Consider the following 18,794-nt stretch of genomic DNA (forward strand, 5'->3'; position numbering starts at 1 on the left):
CTCGCCTTAATCAATCCCGATAAAACCCGCACACTGGCCGTCATTCGAACTGGCACCGGGCTACACCTGAGTGCAGGTTTATTCTCAGCCAACCAGCAGGAGCACTTCCATGAGCATTCCATCGTTCGGCTTAGGCACCTTCCGCCTCACCGGCCAGGCCGTCATCGATTCGGTCAAGTCGGCCCTGGCGCTGGGCTACCGGGTCATCGACACCGCGCAGATCTACAAGAACGAAGCCGAAGTTGGCCAGGCCATCGCCGAAAGCGGCGTGCCGCGCAGCGAGCTGTTCATTACCACGAAGATCTGGGTCGACAATTATGCGGCCGACAAGCTGGTGCCCAGCTTGCGTGACAGCTTGCAAAAGCTGCGCACCGACCATGTCGACCTGCTGCTGATCCACTGGCCAGCGCCAGGCAACGGTGTGGACCTGCCTGAATACATGGCAGCCCTGGCCGAAGCCAAGCAGTTGGGGCTGACCCGTCAAATCGGTGTTTCCAACTTCACTATCGAGCTTACGCGCCAAGCCATCGACGTGGTCGGCAAAGGCGAAATCGCCACCAACCAGATCGAACTCAGCCCTTACCTGCAAAATGCCAAGCTGAGCGCGTTCCTCAAGGAACAAGGCATCACCGTCACCTCATACATGACCCTGGCGTACGGCAAGGTCTTGAAAGACCCGGTGCTGGCCGAGATCGCCGCCAAGCACAAGGCCACGGTCGCCCAGGTTGCCCTGGCCTGGGCCTTGCAGCTGGGTTATGCGGTAATCCCGTCATCGACCAAGCGCGAAAACCTGGCCAGCAACCTGCTTGCCCGGGACCTGAAGCTGGATGCCGACGACATGGCACGTATTGCCACGCTGGAGCGTAATGGCCGTGAAGTCAGCCCAGACGGCCTGGCGCCTGCCTGGGATTGATAGCCCTTTTTCCTGTGAGCACGGGTTAGCCGGCCATTTCGCGGGCGAGCCTGCTCCCGGATTGCGCCATTTCGGTGAGGGCGCCTTCAGTTCGGGTGCCGGTCATAGGCTTGCCGGGTCAGTTCCAGGTACAACGCCCGCTCAGCCGCCGACTGATCGGTTCTCACCGCCTCGATCGCTTCGGTGAACACCCGGTCGGTCAACTGTTCGGACTGCTCGAAAAGAAGCGCCAGCCGCTCATGAAATGGCGCGTTCATGGACTCGAACCAGTCGGCATGCAGGGTTTGCAGGTACTGTTGCCAGAATTCACGCTCAGCCAGCGAACGGCTTAGGGCTCCTCGGCTTTCGGCGGCCCAGACTTCACGCTCGGCCAGCTCCAGGTCAACTTTGCTCACGCCGCTGGCGTGTACGTAGTTCATTTCCGAGGGCTGCCCCGGTAGGCCGAGGGGTATCGACAGGCCGACCCGGTAGGCCAGATGCACCTCTACATCATCAACCTGCGTGGCTGGACTGCGCGTGCGCGCCTGCTGGATATGCCGGCTGGCAATGCGATCGACCTGATCCAGACGGAACAGCTCCCGCCCCAGCTGCAGCAAAGGCCGCATCGCGTAGGCGCCCTGCAACCCCGCGGTACGCTGGGCGGCCAGCGTGCGCACCTCGAGGGTACTGAGGATCAACAGCATCTGGTCCGCGCAGGTACGCGGGCCTGCGGCTTGGCGAAACACGGCTTCACGTACTTCCCCGTTCAACTCGCAGGCTTCGATGATGCCCCACACCCTGCGGCACATTTCATGAGGTTGGCGCTGGAAATCGTTGGAGCGTGAAAAGTCGGCGAAAAAACGGAACAGGTCCTGTGCGCCCTCTTCCTCCGCCAGACGGCTCCACTGTGCCATACGAATCGGCTGGTCTGCCGGGCTGACCCCGTAGAGCCAACGCAGGCGCTCATCTTCCAGCACGTCTTCATGATCACGGGCCGGCATCACATCTGTCGCCCGTCGTGCGAGTCGCGCGTGCAACTGCATCGAGGCTTGTGGGGACAACGGATTGCCATGCAGATGGACCAAGCCAATGTGGGTTTCCAACAGGTCGAGCACCGGCTCCGATAGTTCACTGATGGCGTTTTCGCGCAGGTCGAGAACCACAAGCATGGGCGACTCCAGTAACGCCTGGGGCAGTGCCTGCAACCCCGTCATGCGCAGGTTCAGGCTGCGCAGGCGGCGCAGCGTACGAACGTCCGGGGCCTGGCCAAGCAGATTGCGATGCAAGTCCAGTGACTGCAGGCGCTGCAACGCAGCGATGCGCTGGCTCCCCTCACGGGTCAGGGCGATATGGTTGTCGGAGAGGTTGAGTTCCACCAACTCGACCAGTTGCTCGATGCCGGGTGGTATTGCGGTCAGCAGGTTGCCACGCAAGTCCAGGCCCTGCACCCGACCGAAGCGCTGCAGGAAACCAGGCTCGATATCCAGCAGGCTCATGTTGCGCAGGCTCAAGCGTGCAATGTGGCTGAAGTCGACCGCGTCAGGCAAACGCGGTAGCGCGCCGATCCGCCAGCCATGGATGAATAGCTGGAGGTTGCCGTGGGCGTCCCGATTCTGCCGCTGCCAGGCGCGTCGAATGACCCTTGCCACCCAGGCACGCCGCACCGCCTGAACCGGGCTGGCAGACTCGCGACGCCAGGCGTGCAAGGCGTTCTCCAGCAAGCGCAGCTGGTCATGCACGTGGAAATACCGCCCCCAGGGCGTCATGCCATGGCGGCCCGCTGACGCCATGAACTCCTCGACATCGTCATCGGTGAATGTGGGTAGCACGCGCCTGATTGCCTGGCGCAGCGACTCGGTGCTGCTTTCTCCACGGCCATTGAGCGGGTATCCAAGCCGGCCATCGCCCAAACGTACGGGCGGGCGGACGCGGCCAGGAACGGGCGCCATGCCCAGCAAACTGGCCAGCTCATCACGCCGTGTGAAGGCTCGCTGGGCCAACGCCTGCGCCAGTTCACCGGCCGATTGCCCCGCAGCACCCAGCGCCTGCCGCTGCGTGTCGCTCAATTGCTGCAGTAACGCCGCCATCAAGCTGCCATGCTTGTTCGCCTCCTCCAGCGGCGCCGCAGGATTGTCCAACGCCTGGTAACCGAGTTGGCCCTTGACGATGACACGCACATCAGTGGCGCAGGGACTGCCCACCTGCGCCAGGAGTGGCCCTCCTCGCGCGGCGTCGTGCAGTTCAACCCGTAAGGTATCGGGCCAGCTCACCGATTGCCCCAACAACGCGAATGCCAGGCGCTCGCTGTCGGCGTTGATCGCCACGGCCATGGTCAGGCCGGCACATGCTCGGTCCAGTCGGCTGTCCCTCAACAGCCAGCGCGCTTGCTCGGCCAAGCCCAGTGGTACCCGTTGCCGGTCGATCATGCGCTGCACCAGCAACTCGTCAGCCTGCTGCACGATTTCCGTTGCCCCACGGGCCGTCAGACCGGGAAAATCACGCTGCAACAGCTGTGCGCCAGGCGACAGCACCCGCTGCTTTTCGATGAAATGCTGTTCGAACGCCGCCCCTTGCAGCCTGGGGTATCGTGCGTGCAGCTGGCGGCGCTGCAGGGCATCGCGCAAACGTGCCGGCGCCGCACTCTCTTCCAGGTGCAAACGGCGCAGGCGATCGTCATCGTAGCCCGTCGCCTGCAGTACATCGTGAGCCGCCTGCTCATCCACCTCCGCCAGGTCACCGGCAAAACGCCTGAGCAACTCGACGCCCTGCCAGGCCTGCGGCGTGTCCAGTTCATGGCGCCAGGCTCCATCACCCAAGTGTCGCAGCCTGGGCGCATAAGCCCCTTCACGCTGGGGATGCCGGATATGCAACTGGTCCTCGAACGCGTCGCCGATCACCTGAAAAGCGGCCTGATGCGTGCGCAATCGGGCCTGGCCGTCGACCCTGGCGTACTGGCCAACGGCGGTGTGGTCATCGCTCAGCGCATAGGCCGAGAGGCCGGGATCGAACAATTGATAGTGGCCCTCTGCGGTTTGCACAGGCGCCAACCCATCGACAAACAACGCGCGGCGCAGCAGGCGCTCCGAAGCTGCGCCAGTGCCGGCAGCCAGCGCCGCTTGCGCCACATTCACCGCAACGCTGAAGGCATGTTACAAGGCGCCTTGACGATCTCCCAAGCGCCAGTCGAGATACCCTTCATAGACGTCATCCACCACCTGCAGCGCGGCGATGCCCAGCAGCGGCAGGCCCAGGCCGGGCACGAAGAAACTGGCCAGCCCCAGCAGGTCCAGACCGGTGTCGGCATAGAAATGCAGGCGCCGATCACGCTCGGCGCTGTCCTGCACCGCCGTCGGCACAGCCAGCACCTGCGCATCGTCGAACAGGGTGTCGAGCTGGGTCTTGCGCAGGAACAGGAATAACGGCTCGCTGATGACCTCGTGACGCCCATCAAGCTCCACGGCCCCCTGCGCCAGGGCCCTGTTCAATGCCACGGTGTAGCTCGCACGGTCACGCTCGCTGATGAAGCGCTGAAAATACCCGGGGTAGCCTGGCGATCGATAGCGCTGGCTCAGGGTCTGGAACAGCCCGTCCCAGGAAGGGTGCCAGCTTATCGGGCCGTGTGGGTCGTCGGGCAGCCAGCACAACACGCCCTCAAGACGCCCCAGGCCCAGGCCGTCGCGGTGCAGTTCGAAGGCCGCTGCGCCACGCACACGCTTGCCAAGCACACGCAGCGCTGCCGGGCGCATGCGCGAGACCGTCCCTGACGCAGCAGTGATCATCGCCAGGCATTGCACCAACGCTTCCTCGTGGATCTCGCCCTTCAGGGCTGCCAGGCGCAGGGCCGCTTCAAATGCATGACGCTGGCCTCGCTCCAGCAGCGTCGCAACGCCGCCCCCCGGCGCCTTCAAGTGCGCCTTGAGATAGGCCTGGTAGTGACCGCCAAGGTCAAGTGTGCGACAGAGCTCGGCAAAGGCCCTGGTCGTCATGGGCAGGGCTTTGCCGTCGGCGCCCAGCAGTATCGATTGGTCTGTTACACCCAGCGACCTGGCTTCGCCATCGCTGAAGTTGTGCAGCGCGGCGGCCAGCAAGCTGTGTCGCAGCGTGCGCCTTTGGACGGTACCCGGTGCTTCCGGGCGGGCGGCAGGAACATGCTCGATCAGTTGAAACTGCAGCGTGGCCTTGCGTACATCCAGTGCCCGCGAAATCTGCCCGAGAAGCGCTTTCTCGAGCAAGGGCGCCGCAAATGCGTCCAGCGGCGTCAGGCCGGCAAATAGCGCCTTTACCCGTTGCTGCACGATCTGCTGCTCATGCAGGCAGTCATGCAGTTCGAGCAGGCGGGTGGCTGATGCCTGCTTCAGCCACACGGGCAGTCGGCTGGCGATCAGGTTGTCGATGGAAGCTTCGGAATGTGTAGGGCGTACGGGGGTTGGCATGCTCGGCCTCTGTTTTTGGCAAAGGCACCATCACACCCTGCCAGGCAAGACTGCGGCGGTAGATACGTCTGCGCACCTATTCCCACCGGGCACGCATCCAGAAAAACGCACAGGCACAGCAATCCTGCCAATCGGTGTACAGTACCCCTACAACAACGCCCGCAAAGGAGCCCGGCACATGACCGTGACGCTGTCCCCCCTGCAGATCGACTGCGATTTCGACTCTGGCAATATCCAGGTGCTGGATGCCAGCAACCCGGCTGATGTGCACCTGAACATCCGCCCGGACACGCACAGCGGCCACTACCAGTGGTTCCACTTCAAGGTCAGCGGGCTCACACCGGGGCAGGTCCATCGCTTCAGCCTCGACAATGCCTCCGGCTCGTCCTACAAGAACGCCTGGAGCGGCTACAACGCCGTGGCCAGCTACGACCAGCAGCGCTGGTTCCGCGTGCCCAGCCAGTTCGACGGCAACGCCCTGTCGTTCGAGGTAACGGCAGAACAGCCGCAGATCTGGTTCGCCTACTTCGAACCCTACCCACGCGCCCGTCACAACCAGCTGATCGAACGTGCATGCCAGTTGCCAGGGGTCGAGTTGCTGGCCAGCGGCCGTAGCGTCCAGGGTCGCGACATCCCGCTGCTACGCGCCGGCGACGGCGCTGCAGGCAAGCGCAAGCTGTGGCTGATTGCCCAGCAGCACCCGGGCGAACACATGGCCGAATGGTTCATGGAGGGCGTGATCGACCGCCTGCAAGCCAACGATCCGCTGATCCAGGGTCTGCTGGCCAAGGCCGACCTGTACCTGATCCCCAACATGAACCCCGATGGCGCCTTCCTCGGCCACCTGCGCACCAACTTCAAGGGCAAGGACCTCAACCGCGCCTGGCAGGACGCCAGCGTCGAGCTCAGCCCGGAGGTGTTCTTCGCCCAGGCGCAGATGAAGCAATACGGCGTGGATGCGTTCATCGACGTGCATGGCGACGAAGAAATCCCCCATGTGTTCACCGCCGCCTGCGAGGGCAACCCGGGTTACACGCCGCGGCTGGCAAAGCTGGAGGAGCAGTTCCGCAGCACCCTCTGCAGCCTGACCCGCGACTTCCAGACCGTGCATGGCTACACCCGCGATCAGCCGGGGCAGGCTAATACGACCCTGGCCTGCAACGCGGTGGGGATGGCTCATGACTGCCTGTCATTGACCCTGGAAATGCCGTTCAAGGACCATGATGATGCGCCTGATGCGGTTGCCGGTTGGTCCGGAGCACGCTCCAGGGCACTGGCCGGTGCGGTGCTGGAGACCTTGGCGAAGATGGTTGGCGATTTGCGCTGAGCCTGCCTGGCGCGGTCGTTGCGAGCCCGCGGTGAACGCTGTTCAGAACTGCACATCCAGAATCACGCTGTCGGTATAGCTCGCCGCCGGCGGCGTAGCCTGGTCGGTGTAGACCTTGGCGTTGTAGTTGAATACCTGGCTGCCCGTGCCGGTACCCAGCCCCGGATTGACATCGGCATCCGTGCTCGCGCGTCGCGCCGCCCCTGACGCCCCCCAGCGCACCGTCCCGGCACTCTTGAATATGTCATAGGCCAGGTAATTGCTGGCCGCCGACTTCATTCGCCTGCGCCCAGCGCTGACGTTCTGGCCGTCATCCAGCCCCACCGTATAGTTGCTGCCCTTGGTACACGAAACGCTCAGGCTCTGGTTGACCGTGGCAAAACCTGCCACCACCGGCGCGCTGCCGAAGCTGATATTGGGCGTAGTGATCTGACAGTCGTTGGTCACCGTCAGGCTTACCGTAAGGGGTTGTGACCCTGAACTGTTGTCACGCCCGATGCACAGCCCGCCGATGGCAATCCCTTCGCAATAATTCCACGCCCAGCTCATCGTCAATGTTTCCGAGTACACCCCGGCAGCGACGTTACTGCCTATCTGGGTGCGCATATACAGCGGCACCGCCTTGGGTGTGCCATTGAGCAGCCCAAGCAGGTCGAGGATACCAGTGCGACCAAATTCAAAGGCTACACCGCGGGTAATCGGAAAGTTGGTGGTGGCGTCGGCATACAGCGTGTAAGGGATGACATCGCCGGTGGGCCCGACCAATCCACCGGTTGTCGGCGCCACGGTCAACTTGAACGAGTCGCCGCTACTGAGCACGCTCAGTACCGTACCGTTACACTGCAAGCCTGCATTGGTGGTAGACGCCGTCTGGGACACAGTGCGCACCTGAGTCGAGTTGAGTGTGCCAAATGCCACAGGCAGGGTCGGCACCGCCAGGCACTTGGCCCAGGTCGAGCCCGCCGACAACAGCAAGACACACGCCCACACCCCGCCCCACCCGATCTTCATTTGCACACCAACGGGCCAACCAGGGGGATCGAACCTTCAGCCTTGGGCAGGTCGAATTCCACTTGGCATTGGCCGCCCCCTTCAAGCTCCACCTGCAGGCGGTTGTGGGGCGAGAGGTTTTCCAGGTACACCAGCCCGTCCCAGCCGACGACGGCCTGGCTCCCGGACTGTTCGTGGGTCACACGGCTGCCCAGCTTGAGCACGTGCTGGCTGGTGTCGACCAGTTCGATGCTGGCCGCCAGCACGCGCTTGAGCGGAAACTCCAGCAGATAGCCGCTGCCCCGGCGTACCGCTACCCGCTGCTCCACCTCCGGTGCGAGGATATCCGGCGGCAGGTCCATCGGGTCGATCTCATACTTGCCGCGGTAATAACCACTGCTGTACGGCACCAGCAGGTGCCCGTCAGCATCGGTGCGGCCGACCTCCTGGTTTTCGTAGCGAACCGGTATATCGCCGTAGCCTTCGGTGCTGACCACCACGAACGCGTCATCGATACGGTTGGCGGCGAACAGCCCGGCATCCATCCACACCAGCGACCCGCTGGCATCGGCCCAGCGGGTCATCTCGCCGCTGCTGCCATACACCCCGGCCTGCAACTGCACCGACTGCAGCCGCCACGTGGCATCCGCCTGGCGATAGGCATCGCGATCGCTGCCCGTTGCATAGCCCAGGTTGTAACCCACGCCGGTACCCACCGGCACCGCACGGCTGTAGTTGACGCGCTGCAAGCTCTGGCCTTCCTTGCTGCGCTCGATGCCCAGGGCAAGGGTGCCGTGCAGGTCGAACGGGATCACCAGTTGCGCCTGCACCGCCCACTGGCTGTCGCCGACTTCGCGGTTGGCCGACAGGTAGACGCTGCTGTTGCCCCACAGCGGCCGGCTGTAGCTCAGGTTGATCAACCGGGTGCGGGTGCCATCACCGGCACGTACGTCGAAGTAACCGGCGCCAAGATTGCCGTACTCGTTGAGGTTGACGCTGACGGTGACCTGCTCGCTGCTTTTGCTCAGCTGAATGTCCGGGGTATCGACCCGGGTCAGGTCGGCGTATTCACCGTGGCGTTGCAGGCGCTGATAACTGAAGCCGATACGCTGGCTGTTGTACTGATAGCCCAGGGCGACCTGGTGGCCCTTCTCGCCATCGAACTGACTGTGCGCCAAGGCCGCGTTGAGCACGCCGAAGTTGCCCAGGCGCATGTTGCCGCCCAAGCCACCCAACATCAGCGATTCGGCGGTTTCGGCATGGGTCTCCAGGGTAAAGGTGTCGCTCACCCCATAGCGCAGGTTGCCCGAGGCTACGCCCGGGCCATAGGCGAAATCGCGCACGCCGTAGTCACGGCGCAGGCTGCCCGCCGCCAGCGAATAGTCCGAAAGGCCTTTCTGCAGCAGGCTGCTGGTGACGTAGAACGGTAATGTGGTCGACACCTGCCGGCCCAGGGCATCGGTGGTGACCACCACCGCCTCCCCTGCACCATTGATGAACGGCACGTTGGTCAACGTGTAAGGGCCTGGTTGCAGCTCGGTAGTGCTGGACTTGTAGCCGTTGATGAACAAGTCGAGAGAGGTCGGTACCGCTGCTTCGCCGGCAAATGCCGGCAATGGGTAGGTGACCAGGTCCGGCCGTGCCGCAAAGTCGCGTGACAGCTGCAGGCCCCCCACCCGCACCGAGCTGGTCCAGGGCAAGGCACCAGTCACGAAGTCACCGGCTTCGTAGGTCAGCAGGCGCTGCTCGTCGGTAAACCGCCAGGTGCTGTCGTAACGCAGGAACCCCTGCCGCGTTTCGGCGGCCTGCGCACCGTTGAACGATTGGCGCCACTGCCCGGTGCTGGAGAACGTGCCCCAGCTGTCGAACAGGCGCAGTTCGTTCCAGGCCGCAAGGTAGGTGCCACCCTCATCGGTATCGTTCAGGTACAGGTCGTAGTTGAACAGCGCACCGAAGCTGCTGCGCGCCTCGCTGGGCGGGTAAAGGCTGCGGTCACCCACTTGCTGATCGGGCAGCCAGGCCGGCGGCACCTGCAGCAGCAGGCGCTGGTTCTGGCTGTCGTAGTCGGTGTGCAACCCGGGGATGCCATCGAGGGCCACTTCGCCAAGGGGGTTGCCCGGCACCGACACGCCGGCAGCGCGCAGCACTTCGCTGTCCAGGTACAGCTGCCCGGCGCGTTGCTGCACCGGTACCAGCTCAGCCTTGGGCATCTGGTTCACCAGCAGGTCGAGGTACAGGGTGGCGTCGGCGATGGCGGAGATCTCCGTGGGCGGTGGGGGCAGGTCGTCGGCCAGCGCCAGCCCCGGGCCAACCATGGCCAGCCCCAGGCACCAGCGGCGCGTCGTCGCCGTCAGCCATTTCACACACGGTTTCCAACCATTGCCGGGTCCTCCCTGGCCCATGCGCTGCATTCAGTCGCTGGCTCATTGGCCTTGGCGGATCGCGTCCGCGTTGCTTTGCCCGTTCACCCGCCCTTTGAGCACGCTGCCACTGTTCGGGGCCACCGGTGCAGGCCAGCGCATGCTGGCACCCGGCAGCACGTAGCCCAGCAGCCCCTCGGCCAGCGGCTTGGCCTGGCTGCCCTGCTGCACCACTACATCGGTCAGGCGCGCATGCACCGGGCCGGTATTGCGCAATTCCACATAAGGCTTGCCCTGCACCGTCACCGGCTGCCAGCTGAGCTGCGGCTTGCCCACGCCTTCGGCATTGCGTTTGCCCTCGGGGTCGGCCTTGCCCCACAAACCCTCGCCATAGACGAACAGCGGCACCGAATAGCGCATCTGCAGGCGAATGGCGGCGGTGGTGCCAGGCTCGGCCTTGTCGACCGGGATGGCGGGCGGGATTTCGTCGATGATGATCCGGTAGGCCTGCTCCTGACCGGCCGGCGAAGGGCCGGTGCGGGTCAGGCGGATCAGCTGCTTCTGCCCGGGGGCGATGTTGGCCACCGGGGGGCTGCCGATGATCTCGCGCTGTGCCTGGAACTGTTCCTGGTAATCACCCTGGCGCCAGGCGAACACCCGCACCTGCAAGTTGGCCGGCGCGGTGCCGCGATTTTCCAGCCACAGGGCCCCGGCTTTCTGGTCGGCCTCCAGCACCGGGTCGATCGGCCAGATCAGCACCGAGGTAGCCGCCCCGGCTGGCAGGCTTGCCAGCCACAACAAACCGATCAATCCACGCGCCCACTTCGCGCCTGCCCCCATGAAGCTCTCCTTAGACTCTTGTCATTGGTGGCGCTGGATTCACCAGGTCACCGTCACTTGCACCACATCGGTGTAGGTCCCTGCCGGCAGCGTGCCCGTCAGTTGAACCCGCCCGTACACCGGCAGCCTGATGACCGTCGGGTCGGAATAGCCCACGGCCACGCTCTGCCCTATGCCCAGGGTCTGGCTGTAGGCCGCGTCCCGGTACAACTGGTACGCCAGCACCTGGGTACCGCTGGAGCGTTTGAGGTTGCGCGTGCCGCTCGCGCTGTTCTGGCCACCGTCCACGCTCATGCTCATGGCCACGCCCGGCGTGCACTGGAAGGTCACCATGCTGCCGCCCAGGGCGGTGCTGAGAATGCCGGTGGACAGCGCCGACTGCGAGCCGTAGTTGAGCACCCCGTAACTGGTCACACCGCCGACCACCAGGCAGCCGGCGGCAATCTGCGCCGTCACCGTGAAGGTGCTGGTGGTTGCCGCGTCCAAGGGCGCGGCCAGCAGTACGCCAAGGCCGGTCAGGCCACCTGCCAGCCAGGCACGCATGGCTCAGAAGGACAGCTCGACGGCTACCGTGTCGGTGTAGACCCCGGCCGGCAGCCCCGCCTTGCCCCGTGCCTGGCCGTACAGGTTGACGGGCTGCGCCACACCGGTGCTGGTCGGTAGGGTGATGGTGGCGTCAATATTCAGCACCTGCGTGTGCCCGGAGTCGGTGTAGAAGTCGTACGGCACGAAGTTGCCGGCGCCATCTGCCAGCGCGCGGGTGCCGCCGGTCGACTGGCCATCGTGGGCCCCGGCGCGCACGCGAATCGCCGGTATCGTGCCGGCCGAGCACAGAATGCTCATCGCCGCGCCGGTACCGCCCAGCACCTGGGCGTCGGCAGTGCCGAACAAGGCGTCCTGGGTACCGAAGTTCAAGCTACCGAAATTCAGCCCCGAGGTACCCGAGCTGCCATTGACCTGACACGCTGCAATCAAGGTCAGCGTCGAGCTGATAGTCCCGGTCACCGTGGCGGCCTGGGCCTGAGAGGCCAGGGCCAGGCCCAGACCGGCGAGGATGCAGCGTGAGAGGTTCGTTCGCATCGGAGTCTCCTTGCGTTGTTACCAGTCCAGAGTCACCCTGAGGGTGTCGCGGTACAGCCCGGCCGGCAGCGCGCGCGGTTGCGCCACTACCACACCGTAGATGGGGATCGGTATCTGCTGGGTGCTGTTGATGGTGAAGGCACGTGCCTGGCCGATGCCGTAGCGGCTGTTGCCGCCGGGGTCGACCGCCAATTGGTAGGGGATCAGTTCACGACCATTGCTCAGGCGGCGGACGCCATCGTCGCCATTCTGGCCGCCATTGATGCGCACATTGAAAGCCCGCACCTCAGGCGTGCAGCTGATCTGCAGGCTGCCCTCCCCACTCACTTCATCGACCCGGCTGCGCAAGGGCTGATCCCAGTTCGGGCCACGCTCGCCAAAGTCCAGCAGGCCAGGGTTGCCCAGGGTGGCCGGTTGCGTCTCGTTGCTGCTGATCTGGCAAGCCGCGCTGATCACCAGCCGCGCCTGGATGAACCCGGTGCTGGTGCCATGCGCCGCACCGCCGGGGACCAGCAGCGGGCCGAGGGTAAGCAGCAGGATCGAGGTACGGTTCATGGCGTCGCATCCTTGTGCATGGTGACGTCCCTACCAGGTGACCGTGACTTTGAGCAGGTCGGCATACCGGCCGGCGTTCGGCACCCAGGCCAGCTTGTCGATACGGGCATACAGCGGCAGCTCGACCGAGCCGCTGTCCGGAACCCGCGCCGACTGCGCCACGTTCACCGCCAAGGGCTCGCGCCAGGCGGCGTCACGGTACAGGCGATAGGGGATCGGCCGGGCCTTGGCGTCATCGCTGGCCAGGAAGCGTACCTCACCGACACCGCCATGCTGGCCGCCGTCGACGCGCACTTGGTAGGGGGTGTCGGGGTTGCATTCCAGGCGCGGCGGGCGCTGACCAAGCAACGCACCCGCAAGCGGCGCATCCGGGCCATCCAGCCGTGCGGCGGCGCCCAGGTCGATCTGCCCCAGCGCCTGCGCACCGGCATCGCGAGTCTGGTTGACCAGCATGCAGCCGCGCTGCACCAGTACCCGTACTTCCACCAGGAAGTCTGCCGCCATGGCACTGCCGCTCAACAACAGGCCCAACAGCGCGGCCAGGAAGCGTTCCGTCACCTTGTTATCCTTATCACTTTATGCTGAATTTGAGCGTAGCAGCGAGATGCCAGTATTGCGGCGGCGCCAAGCCGTTTTTTTGTGCTAGCAACAAAGCAATAGCCCCTTCGAAAAAAAAACCGCAACGCGCCGAACCCCTCTGCCTCCTCGTGCCTCCAATAGCCAAAGGCCGGTGTCCGCGTGGATATTCTGGTAGGGTGTATCACCATCATCCTGCCTCAGACTCATGCGGCAAGCATGGACCGACATGACAGGAGCGTTTTCATTGATGACCGCAGACAGCACGCTTGCCCAAGCCGTGGAGCGTTGTGCCCTGGAACCGATCCAGGTGCCAGGCAGCGTCCAGCCGCATGGCTTCCTGCTGGTGCTGGACGAAACCGATTTGCGCGTGCTGCAGGCCAGCGAGAACGTCGAACAGTGGTTGGGCATACCCGCCAGGGAACTGATCGGCTACCGCTTCGCCGATCTGGTCAGCGACGCCTTCGACCTGCGCGGGCACCTTGCGCGGCTACCGGAAGACGAAGCGTTCCCGTTCCATATCGGCGACGTGCACCTGCGCCAGGGCGCGCCATTCAGCGCCCCGCTGCATCTGCTGGCGCACCGTCACGACCAGGTCCTGATTACCGAATTCGAACCCCCGCGCCTGCCGGCAGACCTGGCCGGGCAAGGTGACTACTACCCGGTGGTGCGCAGCTTTGTCAGCACCGTGCACCTGGCGGGCACCCTCGAAGAACTGCTGCAGCAGACGGTGGTGCAACTGAAGCGCATCACCGGCTTCGGCCGGGTCAAGGCCTACCGCTTCGATGCCGAGGGCAACGGCCAGGTGCTGGCCGAAGTGGCCGACCCAGGCTACCCCAGCTATCTGGGCCTGTGCTTCCCGGCCTCGGACATCCCGCGCCAGGCGCGCGAGCTGTACCGGGTCAACCGCATCCGCGTAATCGAGGATGCCAACTATCAGCCTTCCCCACTGCTGCCCGCCGCCAACCCGCGTACCGGCAAGGCCCTGGACATGAGCTTTGCCGCACTGCGCAGCGTGTCGCCGGTGCACCTGCAGTACATGCGCAACATGGGCACCCTGGCTTCGATGTCGCTGTCGATCGTGGTCGACGGCAAGCTGTGGGGGCTGGTGTCGTGCCACCACCAGCAGCCGCGCACCGTGGACTTGCGCACGCGCACCGCCAGCGAACTGCTGGCCAGCGTGCTTTCGTTGCAGATCGAATCGCGAGAAGCCCACGCCAGCACACGCAAGCTGCTGGACCTGCGCCAGCACATCGTGCGCATGATCTCGTCCATGGCCGACCACGACAGCGTCGGCGACGGCCTGCGCGAGCTGCCCGACGTGCTGCTGGCCTTCGCTGGCGCCCAAGGTGCTGCGGTGATCTCGGCCGAGCGTTGCGACCTGTTCGGCAAGACCCCGCCCGCTGCGCAGGTGACGGCACTGGTGCACTGGCTGGGCCAGCGTGGCGAAGAAGGCGTGTTTCAGAGCGACAACCTGCGCCGCGACATCGACGAGCTCCCCGAGCTCGCGCGGCATGCCGGCGGCGTGCTGGCGGTGGCCATCTCGCAGATCCACTCGCACTACCTGCTGTGGTTCCGCCCCGAGCAGGTGCGCACGGTGAACTGGGCCGGCCAGCCAATCAAACAGGCCGGCCCGCAGGGCCAGCTCGACCCCCGGCACAGTTTCGAGCGCTGGCAGGAACAACTGCACGGCTACTGCGAACCCTGGCACCCACTGGTCGTCGAAGGCGTGCAGGAACTGCGCACCGCCGTGCTCGGCATCGTCCTGCGCAAAGCCGAGGAGCTGGCCCAGCTGGCCGGCGAACTGCGCCGCTCGAACAAAGAACTCGAAGCGTTCTCCTACAGCGTGTCCCACGATCTGCGTGCGCCGTTGCGGCACATTGCCGGCTACACCGAACTGCTGGGCGAGATCGAAGGCCAGGGGCTGAGCGAGCGTGGCAGGCGCTTCTTGCACCATATCGGCGAAGCCGCACAGTTCGCCGGCAGCCTGGTGGACAACCTGCTCAATTTTTCGCAAATGGGCCGCTCCGCCCTGCGCATGTCGGACGTTGACCTCAATGCCCTGGTCGAGGCGATCCGCAACGAACTGGCACCGGACTACGAAGGCCGCGAGATCATCTGGGAGATCGCCCCGCTGCCCAAAGTGATCGGCGACCCGGCGTTCATCAACCTGGCATTGCACAACCTCATTGCCAATGCCATCAAGTACACCCGCGGCCGCGAGCCCGCGCGCATTACAGTGAGCGCGGTGGAGCATCCGGGCGAAACCGAAATCTGCATCCGCGACAACGGCGTAGGTTTCGACATGGCCTATGCCGGTAAACTGTTCGGCGTGTTTCAGCGCTTGCACCGCATGGAAGACTTCGAAGGCACAGGGATTGGCCTGGCAAGTGTGCGCCGCATCATCGAGCGCCATGACGGCCGCGTCTGGGCCGAGGGCCAGATCGACCAGGGCGCCAGTTTTCACTTTTCCCTACCGCGCCAACCCGTAACTACCTGAGGCACCGAAATCCCATGCTCAAACCCATCCTGCTGGTCGAAGACAACCCACGGGACCTGGAGCTGACGCTCCTGGCCCTGGAGCGTAGCCAGTTGGCCAACGAAGTCATCGTGCTGCGTGACGGGGCCGACGCACTCGATTACCTGCTGCGCCGCAATGCCTACGCCGAACGTGACGACGGCAACCCCGCCGTGTTATTGCTGGACCTGAAGCTACCCAAGGTCGACGGCCTGGAAGTGTTGAAGGAAGTGCGCGCCACCGCCGACCTGCGCAGCATCCCGACCGTGATGCTGACGTCCTCGCGCGAAGAGCCCGACCTGTTGCGCGCCTATGAACTGGGGGTGAACGCGTACGTGGTCAAGCCCGTGGAATTCAAGGAATTTGTCGCCGCCATCTCCGACCTCGGGGTATTTTGGGCGGTGCTCAACGAACCACCACCCGGCTCCCTGCGTCTGAACCGTCGCGGTAGCAACTGAGGCTCCCGCAACGATGCAGCAAACGCCACTGAAACTACTGATGGTCGAAGACAGCTCGATGGACGCCGAGCTGACCCTCATGCGCCTGGAGCGCAGCGGGCTGCATGTGCAGGCGCAACTGGTGTTCGACCATGTCGGCGTCGAGCATGCCCTGCGCGAGGCCGGCTACGACCTGATCCTGTGCGACTGCGTGCTGCCGGGCTCGTCCGGTACCGAAGTGCTGGCCATCGCCCAGCGCCTGGCACCGGACACCCCGTTCATCTTCCTGTCCGGCATCTACGGCGAAGAACACGCGGTGGAAATGATCCGCCTGGGCGCTACCGACTATGTCCTGAAGAAAAACCTGCCGCTGCTGCCCAAGGCCGTGCGCCGCGCCTTGACCGAGGTGCAGGAGCGCCAGCGCCGGCGCCGCGCCGAAGAGGCCCTGGCCGATGTCGAGGCACGCGCACGCATTGCCATCGACGCCGCCGGCATGGGCACCTGGGACCTGCGCCCGCAAGAAGGTCTGTTGCTCTGGGATGACCGCTGCAAGACGTTGTTCGGCCTGCCCACCGGCACCGACATGACGCTTGAGGTGTTTTACGCCGGCATCTACCCCGACGACCTGCAAATGGTCCGTGAGGCGGTGGAATACGCCATGCGCCCCGAGAGCGGTGGCCAGTATCGGGTCGAGTTCCGCATCGCCCAGCCTGCAGGCCTGGACCCACACTGGTTGCTCAGCAGTGGCCAGAGTCAGTTCGTCGACGGCCAATGCGTGCGTTTTTCCGGGGTGCTGCAGGACATCCACAGCCAACGCCTGGCCACCCAGGCGCTGCGCCAGCTGAACGAAATGCTTGGCGAGCGGGTCGAGCGACGCACCCGCGAGCGTGACCGCGCCTGGGAGCTGTCACAGGACTTGCTGGCGGTGCTGAACAAGGACCTGACCCCGGTCGCGCTCAACCCCGCCTGGGAAGCCAGCCTGGGGTTCTCACGCGAGCGCTTGAGCCAGTCGTCCTTGCTGCATCTGCTGCCCGAGCCTGACCAGGAACTGCTGCTCACCGAACTGGCCGCCCTCTCCCACGGCCGCACCAGTGTGCGCTTCGTCGGGCGCATCCTGCATGCCGGTGGCCAGCAGCGCTGGTTGTCCTGGGTGGTAGTGCCGGAGGACACCCTGCTGTACGTGGTGGCGCGTGATATCACCAGCGAGCGCGAAGCCGCCCTGGACTTGGCCGAAGCCAACGCGCGCCTGCGCGAGCAGATCAACGAGCGCGAGCGTATCGAGGCTGCGCTGCAGCAGATGCAACGGCTGGAAGCGGTCGGCCAGCTGACGGCTGGCGTGGCCCACGACTTCAACAACCTGCTGACGGTAATTCTCACGGGTGCCAGCTTCCTCGAACGTGACCTGAACAAGGGCGACCTGGACAAAGCCCGCACCCGCCTCACCCACGTCCGCGAAGCCGGCGAACGCGGGGCCAAACTCACCTCGCAGCTGCTGGCCTTCTCCCGGCGCCAACGCCTGGAACCGGTAGCGCTGAACCTGAACCGCACCCTTGCCGGGCTGGAAGAGCTGCTGCGCCGCACCCTGGGCGGTAACGTGTCGGTACGCCTGGATCTGGACCAGACGCTGTGGCAGGCGCTGACCGACCCGACCCAGACCGAGATGATCATCCTCAACCTGGCGATCAATGCCCGCGACGCCATGCCGGACGGCGGCCAGCTGACCCTGTCGACCCGCAACACCTCCATCGACGCCCGACCGCAGCGCCCGGAAGACCCGGACCCCGGTGAGTACGTGATGCTGAGTATCCGCGATACCGGCTGCGGCATGAGCGAAGAGGTGCTGGGCAAGGTGTTCGAGCCGTTCTTCACCACCAAGGACATCGGCAAGGGCTCGGGCCTGGGCCTGGCCCAGGTGTTCGGTTTTGCCAAGCAGTCCGGGGGCGGCGTACGGATCGATACCACCCCGGGGCGCGGCACGCAGGTGGCGGTTTACCTGCCGGCAGTGAAAGGTGAGATCGTCAGCGAAGCCGTGGCGCCGGTACTTAGCCAGCCGCTCAGCGAAAGCGGCGGTAACCGCACGGTACTGCTGGTGGATGACGACCACCTGGTGCGCGACATGCTTGGCGATGTGCTGCGCCAGTACGGCTACCAGGTGCTGCAGGCACACAGCGGCGAACAGGCCCTGGCACTGCTGGATGACGAGATCGACCTGCTGCTTACCGACTTTGCCATGCCCGAGTTCAACGGCGCACAACTGGCGCTGGCGGCACGCGATCGCTACCCGCACCTGCCGGTGGTATTTCTGACCGGGTATGCCGAGCTCCAAGGGTTGGAGTTACCGGGCAGCCTGGTGATCCAGAAGCCGGTGCAGGCCGATGAGCTGGCCCGGGTGCTGAACGAGATGCTGGGGATTTCCGGCTAGCCCAGGGTAGACTCACCGTGCAGTGGGGCTGCTGCGCAGCCCTTCGCGACACAAGGCCGCTCCTACAGAGGTTGCGGAGAAATGACAGAAACGACAAAGCCCAGTGCTTATCTTTCCAAGCACCGGGCTAAATACGTTTGAATCTGGAAAATGGCAGGGGCGGCTGGATTCGAACCAACGCATGGCAGGATCAAAACCTGCTGCCTTACCGCTTGGCGACGCCCCTGTATCGGATACAGCGCTTGGCTGCTCTGACAATTCCAACTGAGTGACAACTGGGTTGTTGTCTTGGAATGCGCGGCACTTTAACAACAAAGTTTCGATCTGTGAACCCCCTGATGAAAAAAAATTGCCAAAAAACAGC

Annotated in this window: 14 protein-coding genes and 1 tRNA gene; 5 read left to right on the forward strand and 10 right to left on the reverse strand. The window is 64.6% G+C overall.

What is annotated here, in order from left to right; translation table 11 throughout:
- Positions 1-109 precede the first annotated feature (109 nt).
- Positions 110-913: a 2,5-didehydrogluconate reductase DkgB gene (gene dkgB / locus AC5O5I_RS18315; RefSeq protein WP_494511283.1), complete on the forward strand. Its 804-nt coding sequence runs from the start codon at positions 110-112 to the stop codon at positions 911-913.
- A gap of 86 nt (positions 914-999) precedes the next feature.
- Here the strand turns inward: dkgB and AC5O5I_RS18320 are convergent, their stop codons facing one another.
- Both AC5O5I_RS18320 and AC5O5I_RS18325 read right to left on the reverse strand, forming a co-directional pair.
- The gene (locus tag AC5O5I_RS18320; RefSeq protein WP_494511284.1) at positions 1,000-4,023 is read right to left on the reverse strand and encodes an NEL-type E3 ubiquitin ligase domain-containing protein; all 3,024 of its coding nucleotides are present in this window, start codon (positions 4,021-4,023) and stop codon (positions 1,000-1,002) included.
- Between the two features lie 18 nt (positions 4,024-4,041).
- A complete protein-coding gene (locus tag AC5O5I_RS18325) occupies positions 4,042-5,325 on the reverse strand; it encodes a dermonecrotic toxin domain-containing protein (protein ID WP_494511285.1) in 1,284 nt (427 codons plus the stop codon).
- A gap of 178 nt (positions 5,326-5,503) precedes the next feature.
- On the opposite strand from AC5O5I_RS18325, the gene AC5O5I_RS18330 reads away from it, so the two are divergent.
- The gene (locus tag AC5O5I_RS18330) at positions 5,504-6,652 is read left to right on the forward strand and encodes a M14 family metallopeptidase (RefSeq protein WP_172226119.1); all 1,149 of its coding nucleotides are present in this window, start codon (positions 5,504-5,506) and stop codon (positions 6,650-6,652) included.
- A 42-nt stretch (positions 6,653-6,694) separates the two neighbouring features.
- On the opposite strand, the gene AC5O5I_RS18335 is transcribed toward AC5O5I_RS18330, so the two are convergent.
- The 7 genes from AC5O5I_RS18335 to AC5O5I_RS18365 all read right to left on the reverse strand — a co-directional run bounded on the left by AC5O5I_RS18335 (position 6,695) and on the right by AC5O5I_RS18365 (position 13,035).
- Complete coding sequence (locus AC5O5I_RS18335; protein WP_494511286.1) at positions 6,695-7,663, reverse strand: Csu type fimbrial protein; 969 nt, start codon at positions 7,661-7,663, stop codon at positions 6,695-6,697.
- Positions 7,660-9,957: a fimbria/pilus outer membrane usher protein gene (locus tag AC5O5I_RS18340; RefSeq protein ID WP_494512775.1), complete on the reverse strand. Its 2,298-nt coding sequence runs from the start codon at positions 9,955-9,957 to the stop codon at positions 7,660-7,662. The genes AC5O5I_RS18335 and AC5O5I_RS18340 overlap by 4 nt, the downstream gene beginning before the upstream one ends.
- Positions 9,958-10,065: 108 nt before the next feature.
- Complete coding sequence (locus tag AC5O5I_RS18345) at positions 10,066-10,842, reverse strand: fimbrial biogenesis chaperone (protein ID WP_172286015.1); 777 nt, start codon at positions 10,840-10,842, stop codon at positions 10,066-10,068.
- A 39-nt stretch (positions 10,843-10,881) separates the two neighbouring features.
- Entirely contained in the window at positions 10,882-11,385 is a 504-nt protein-coding gene (locus AC5O5I_RS18350; protein ID WP_494511287.1) for a Csu type fimbrial protein, read from the reverse strand.
- A gap of 3 nt (positions 11,386-11,388) precedes the next feature.
- Positions 11,389-11,922, reverse strand: a complete 534-nt coding sequence (locus tag AC5O5I_RS18355) for a Csu type fimbrial protein (protein ID WP_172226131.1) — start codon at positions 11,920-11,922, stop codon at positions 11,389-11,391.
- Between the two features lie 18 nt (positions 11,923-11,940).
- On the reverse strand, positions 11,941-12,477 hold the full coding sequence (locus AC5O5I_RS18360) for a Csu type fimbrial protein (RefSeq protein WP_172226134.1): 537 nt from the start codon (positions 12,475-12,477) through the stop codon (positions 11,941-11,943).
- Between the two features lie 30 nt (positions 12,478-12,507).
- Positions 12,508-13,035 carry a Csu type fimbrial protein gene (locus tag AC5O5I_RS18365; RefSeq protein ID WP_172286018.1) on the reverse strand — a complete coding sequence of 176 codons (528 nt, stop codon included), beginning with the start codon at positions 13,033-13,035 and terminating at the stop codon, positions 12,508-12,510.
- Positions 13,036-13,303: 268 nt separating this feature from the next.
- On the opposite strand from AC5O5I_RS18365, the gene AC5O5I_RS18370 reads away from it, so the two are divergent.
- From AC5O5I_RS18370 to AC5O5I_RS18380, 3 genes are read left to right on the forward strand one after another with little or no spacing between them, the layout of a single operon-like run.
- Positions 13,304-15,553 carry an ATP-binding protein gene (locus AC5O5I_RS18370; RefSeq protein ID WP_494511288.1) on the forward strand — a complete coding sequence of 750 codons (2,250 nt, stop codon included), beginning with the start codon at positions 13,304-13,306 and terminating at the stop codon, positions 15,551-15,553.
- Between the two features lie 14 nt (positions 15,554-15,567).
- Positions 15,568-16,029, forward strand: a complete 462-nt coding sequence (locus AC5O5I_RS18375; RefSeq protein WP_172228813.1) for a response regulator — start codon at positions 15,568-15,570, stop codon at positions 16,027-16,029.
- Positions 16,030-16,042: 13 nt separating this feature from the next.
- A complete protein-coding gene (locus AC5O5I_RS18380) occupies positions 16,043-18,430 on the forward strand; it encodes a hybrid sensor histidine kinase/response regulator (protein ID WP_172228815.1) in 2,388 nt (795 codons plus the stop codon).
- A 151-nt stretch (positions 18,431-18,581) separates the two neighbouring features.
- On the opposite strand, the gene AC5O5I_RS18385 is transcribed toward AC5O5I_RS18380, so the two are convergent.
- Positions 18,582-18,656, reverse strand: a tRNA-Gln gene (locus tag AC5O5I_RS18385).
- Positions 18,657-18,794: the final 138 nt, after the last annotated feature.

This window comes from Pseudomonas sp. 9_2_1 (assembly GCF_059295275.1).

Excerpts from the sequence above, each read along its gene's own strand:
- AC5O5I_RS18340 (WP_494512775.1), bottom strand. The coding sequence starts at position 9,957 with ATGGTTGGCCCGGGGCTGGCGCTGGCCGACGACCTGCCCCCACCGCCC.
- AC5O5I_RS18355 (WP_172226131.1), bottom strand. The coding sequence starts at position 11,922 with ATGCGAACGAACCTCTCACGCTGCATCCTCGCCGGTCTGGGCCTGGCC.
- AC5O5I_RS18330 (WP_172226119.1), top strand. The coding sequence starts at position 5,504 with ATGACCGTGACGCTGTCCCCCCTGCAGATCGACTGCGATTTCGACTCT.
- AC5O5I_RS18350 (WP_494511287.1), bottom strand. The coding sequence starts at position 11,385 with ATGCGTGCCTGGCTGGCAGGTGGCCTGACCGGCCTTGGCGTACTGCTG.
- AC5O5I_RS18360 (WP_172226134.1), bottom strand. The coding sequence starts at position 12,477 with ATGAACCGTACCTCGATCCTGCTGCTTACCCTCGGCCCGCTGCTGGTC.
- AC5O5I_RS18325 (WP_494511285.1), bottom strand. The coding sequence starts at position 5,325 with ATGCCAACCCCCGTACGCCCTACACATTCCGAAGCTTCCATCGACAAC.
- dkgB (WP_494511283.1), top strand. The coding sequence starts at position 110 with ATGAGCATTCCATCGTTCGGCTTAGGCACCTTCCGCCTCACCGGCCAG.
- AC5O5I_RS18380 (WP_172228815.1), top strand. The coding sequence starts at position 16,043 with ATGCAGCAAACGCCACTGAAACTACTGATGGTCGAAGACAGCTCGATG.
- AC5O5I_RS18335 (WP_494511286.1), bottom strand. The coding sequence starts at position 7,663 with ATGAAGATCGGGTGGGGCGGGGTGTGGGCGTGTGTCTTGCTGTTGTCG.
- AC5O5I_RS18345 (WP_172286015.1), bottom strand. The coding sequence starts at position 10,842 with ATGGGGGCAGGCGCGAAGTGGGCGCGTGGATTGATCGGTTTGTTGTGG.
- AC5O5I_RS18370 (WP_494511288.1), top strand. The coding sequence starts at position 13,304 with ATGACCGCAGACAGCACGCTTGCCCAAGCCGTGGAGCGTTGTGCCCTG.
- AC5O5I_RS18375 (WP_172228813.1), top strand. The coding sequence starts at position 15,568 with ATGCTCAAACCCATCCTGCTGGTCGAAGACAACCCACGGGACCTGGAG.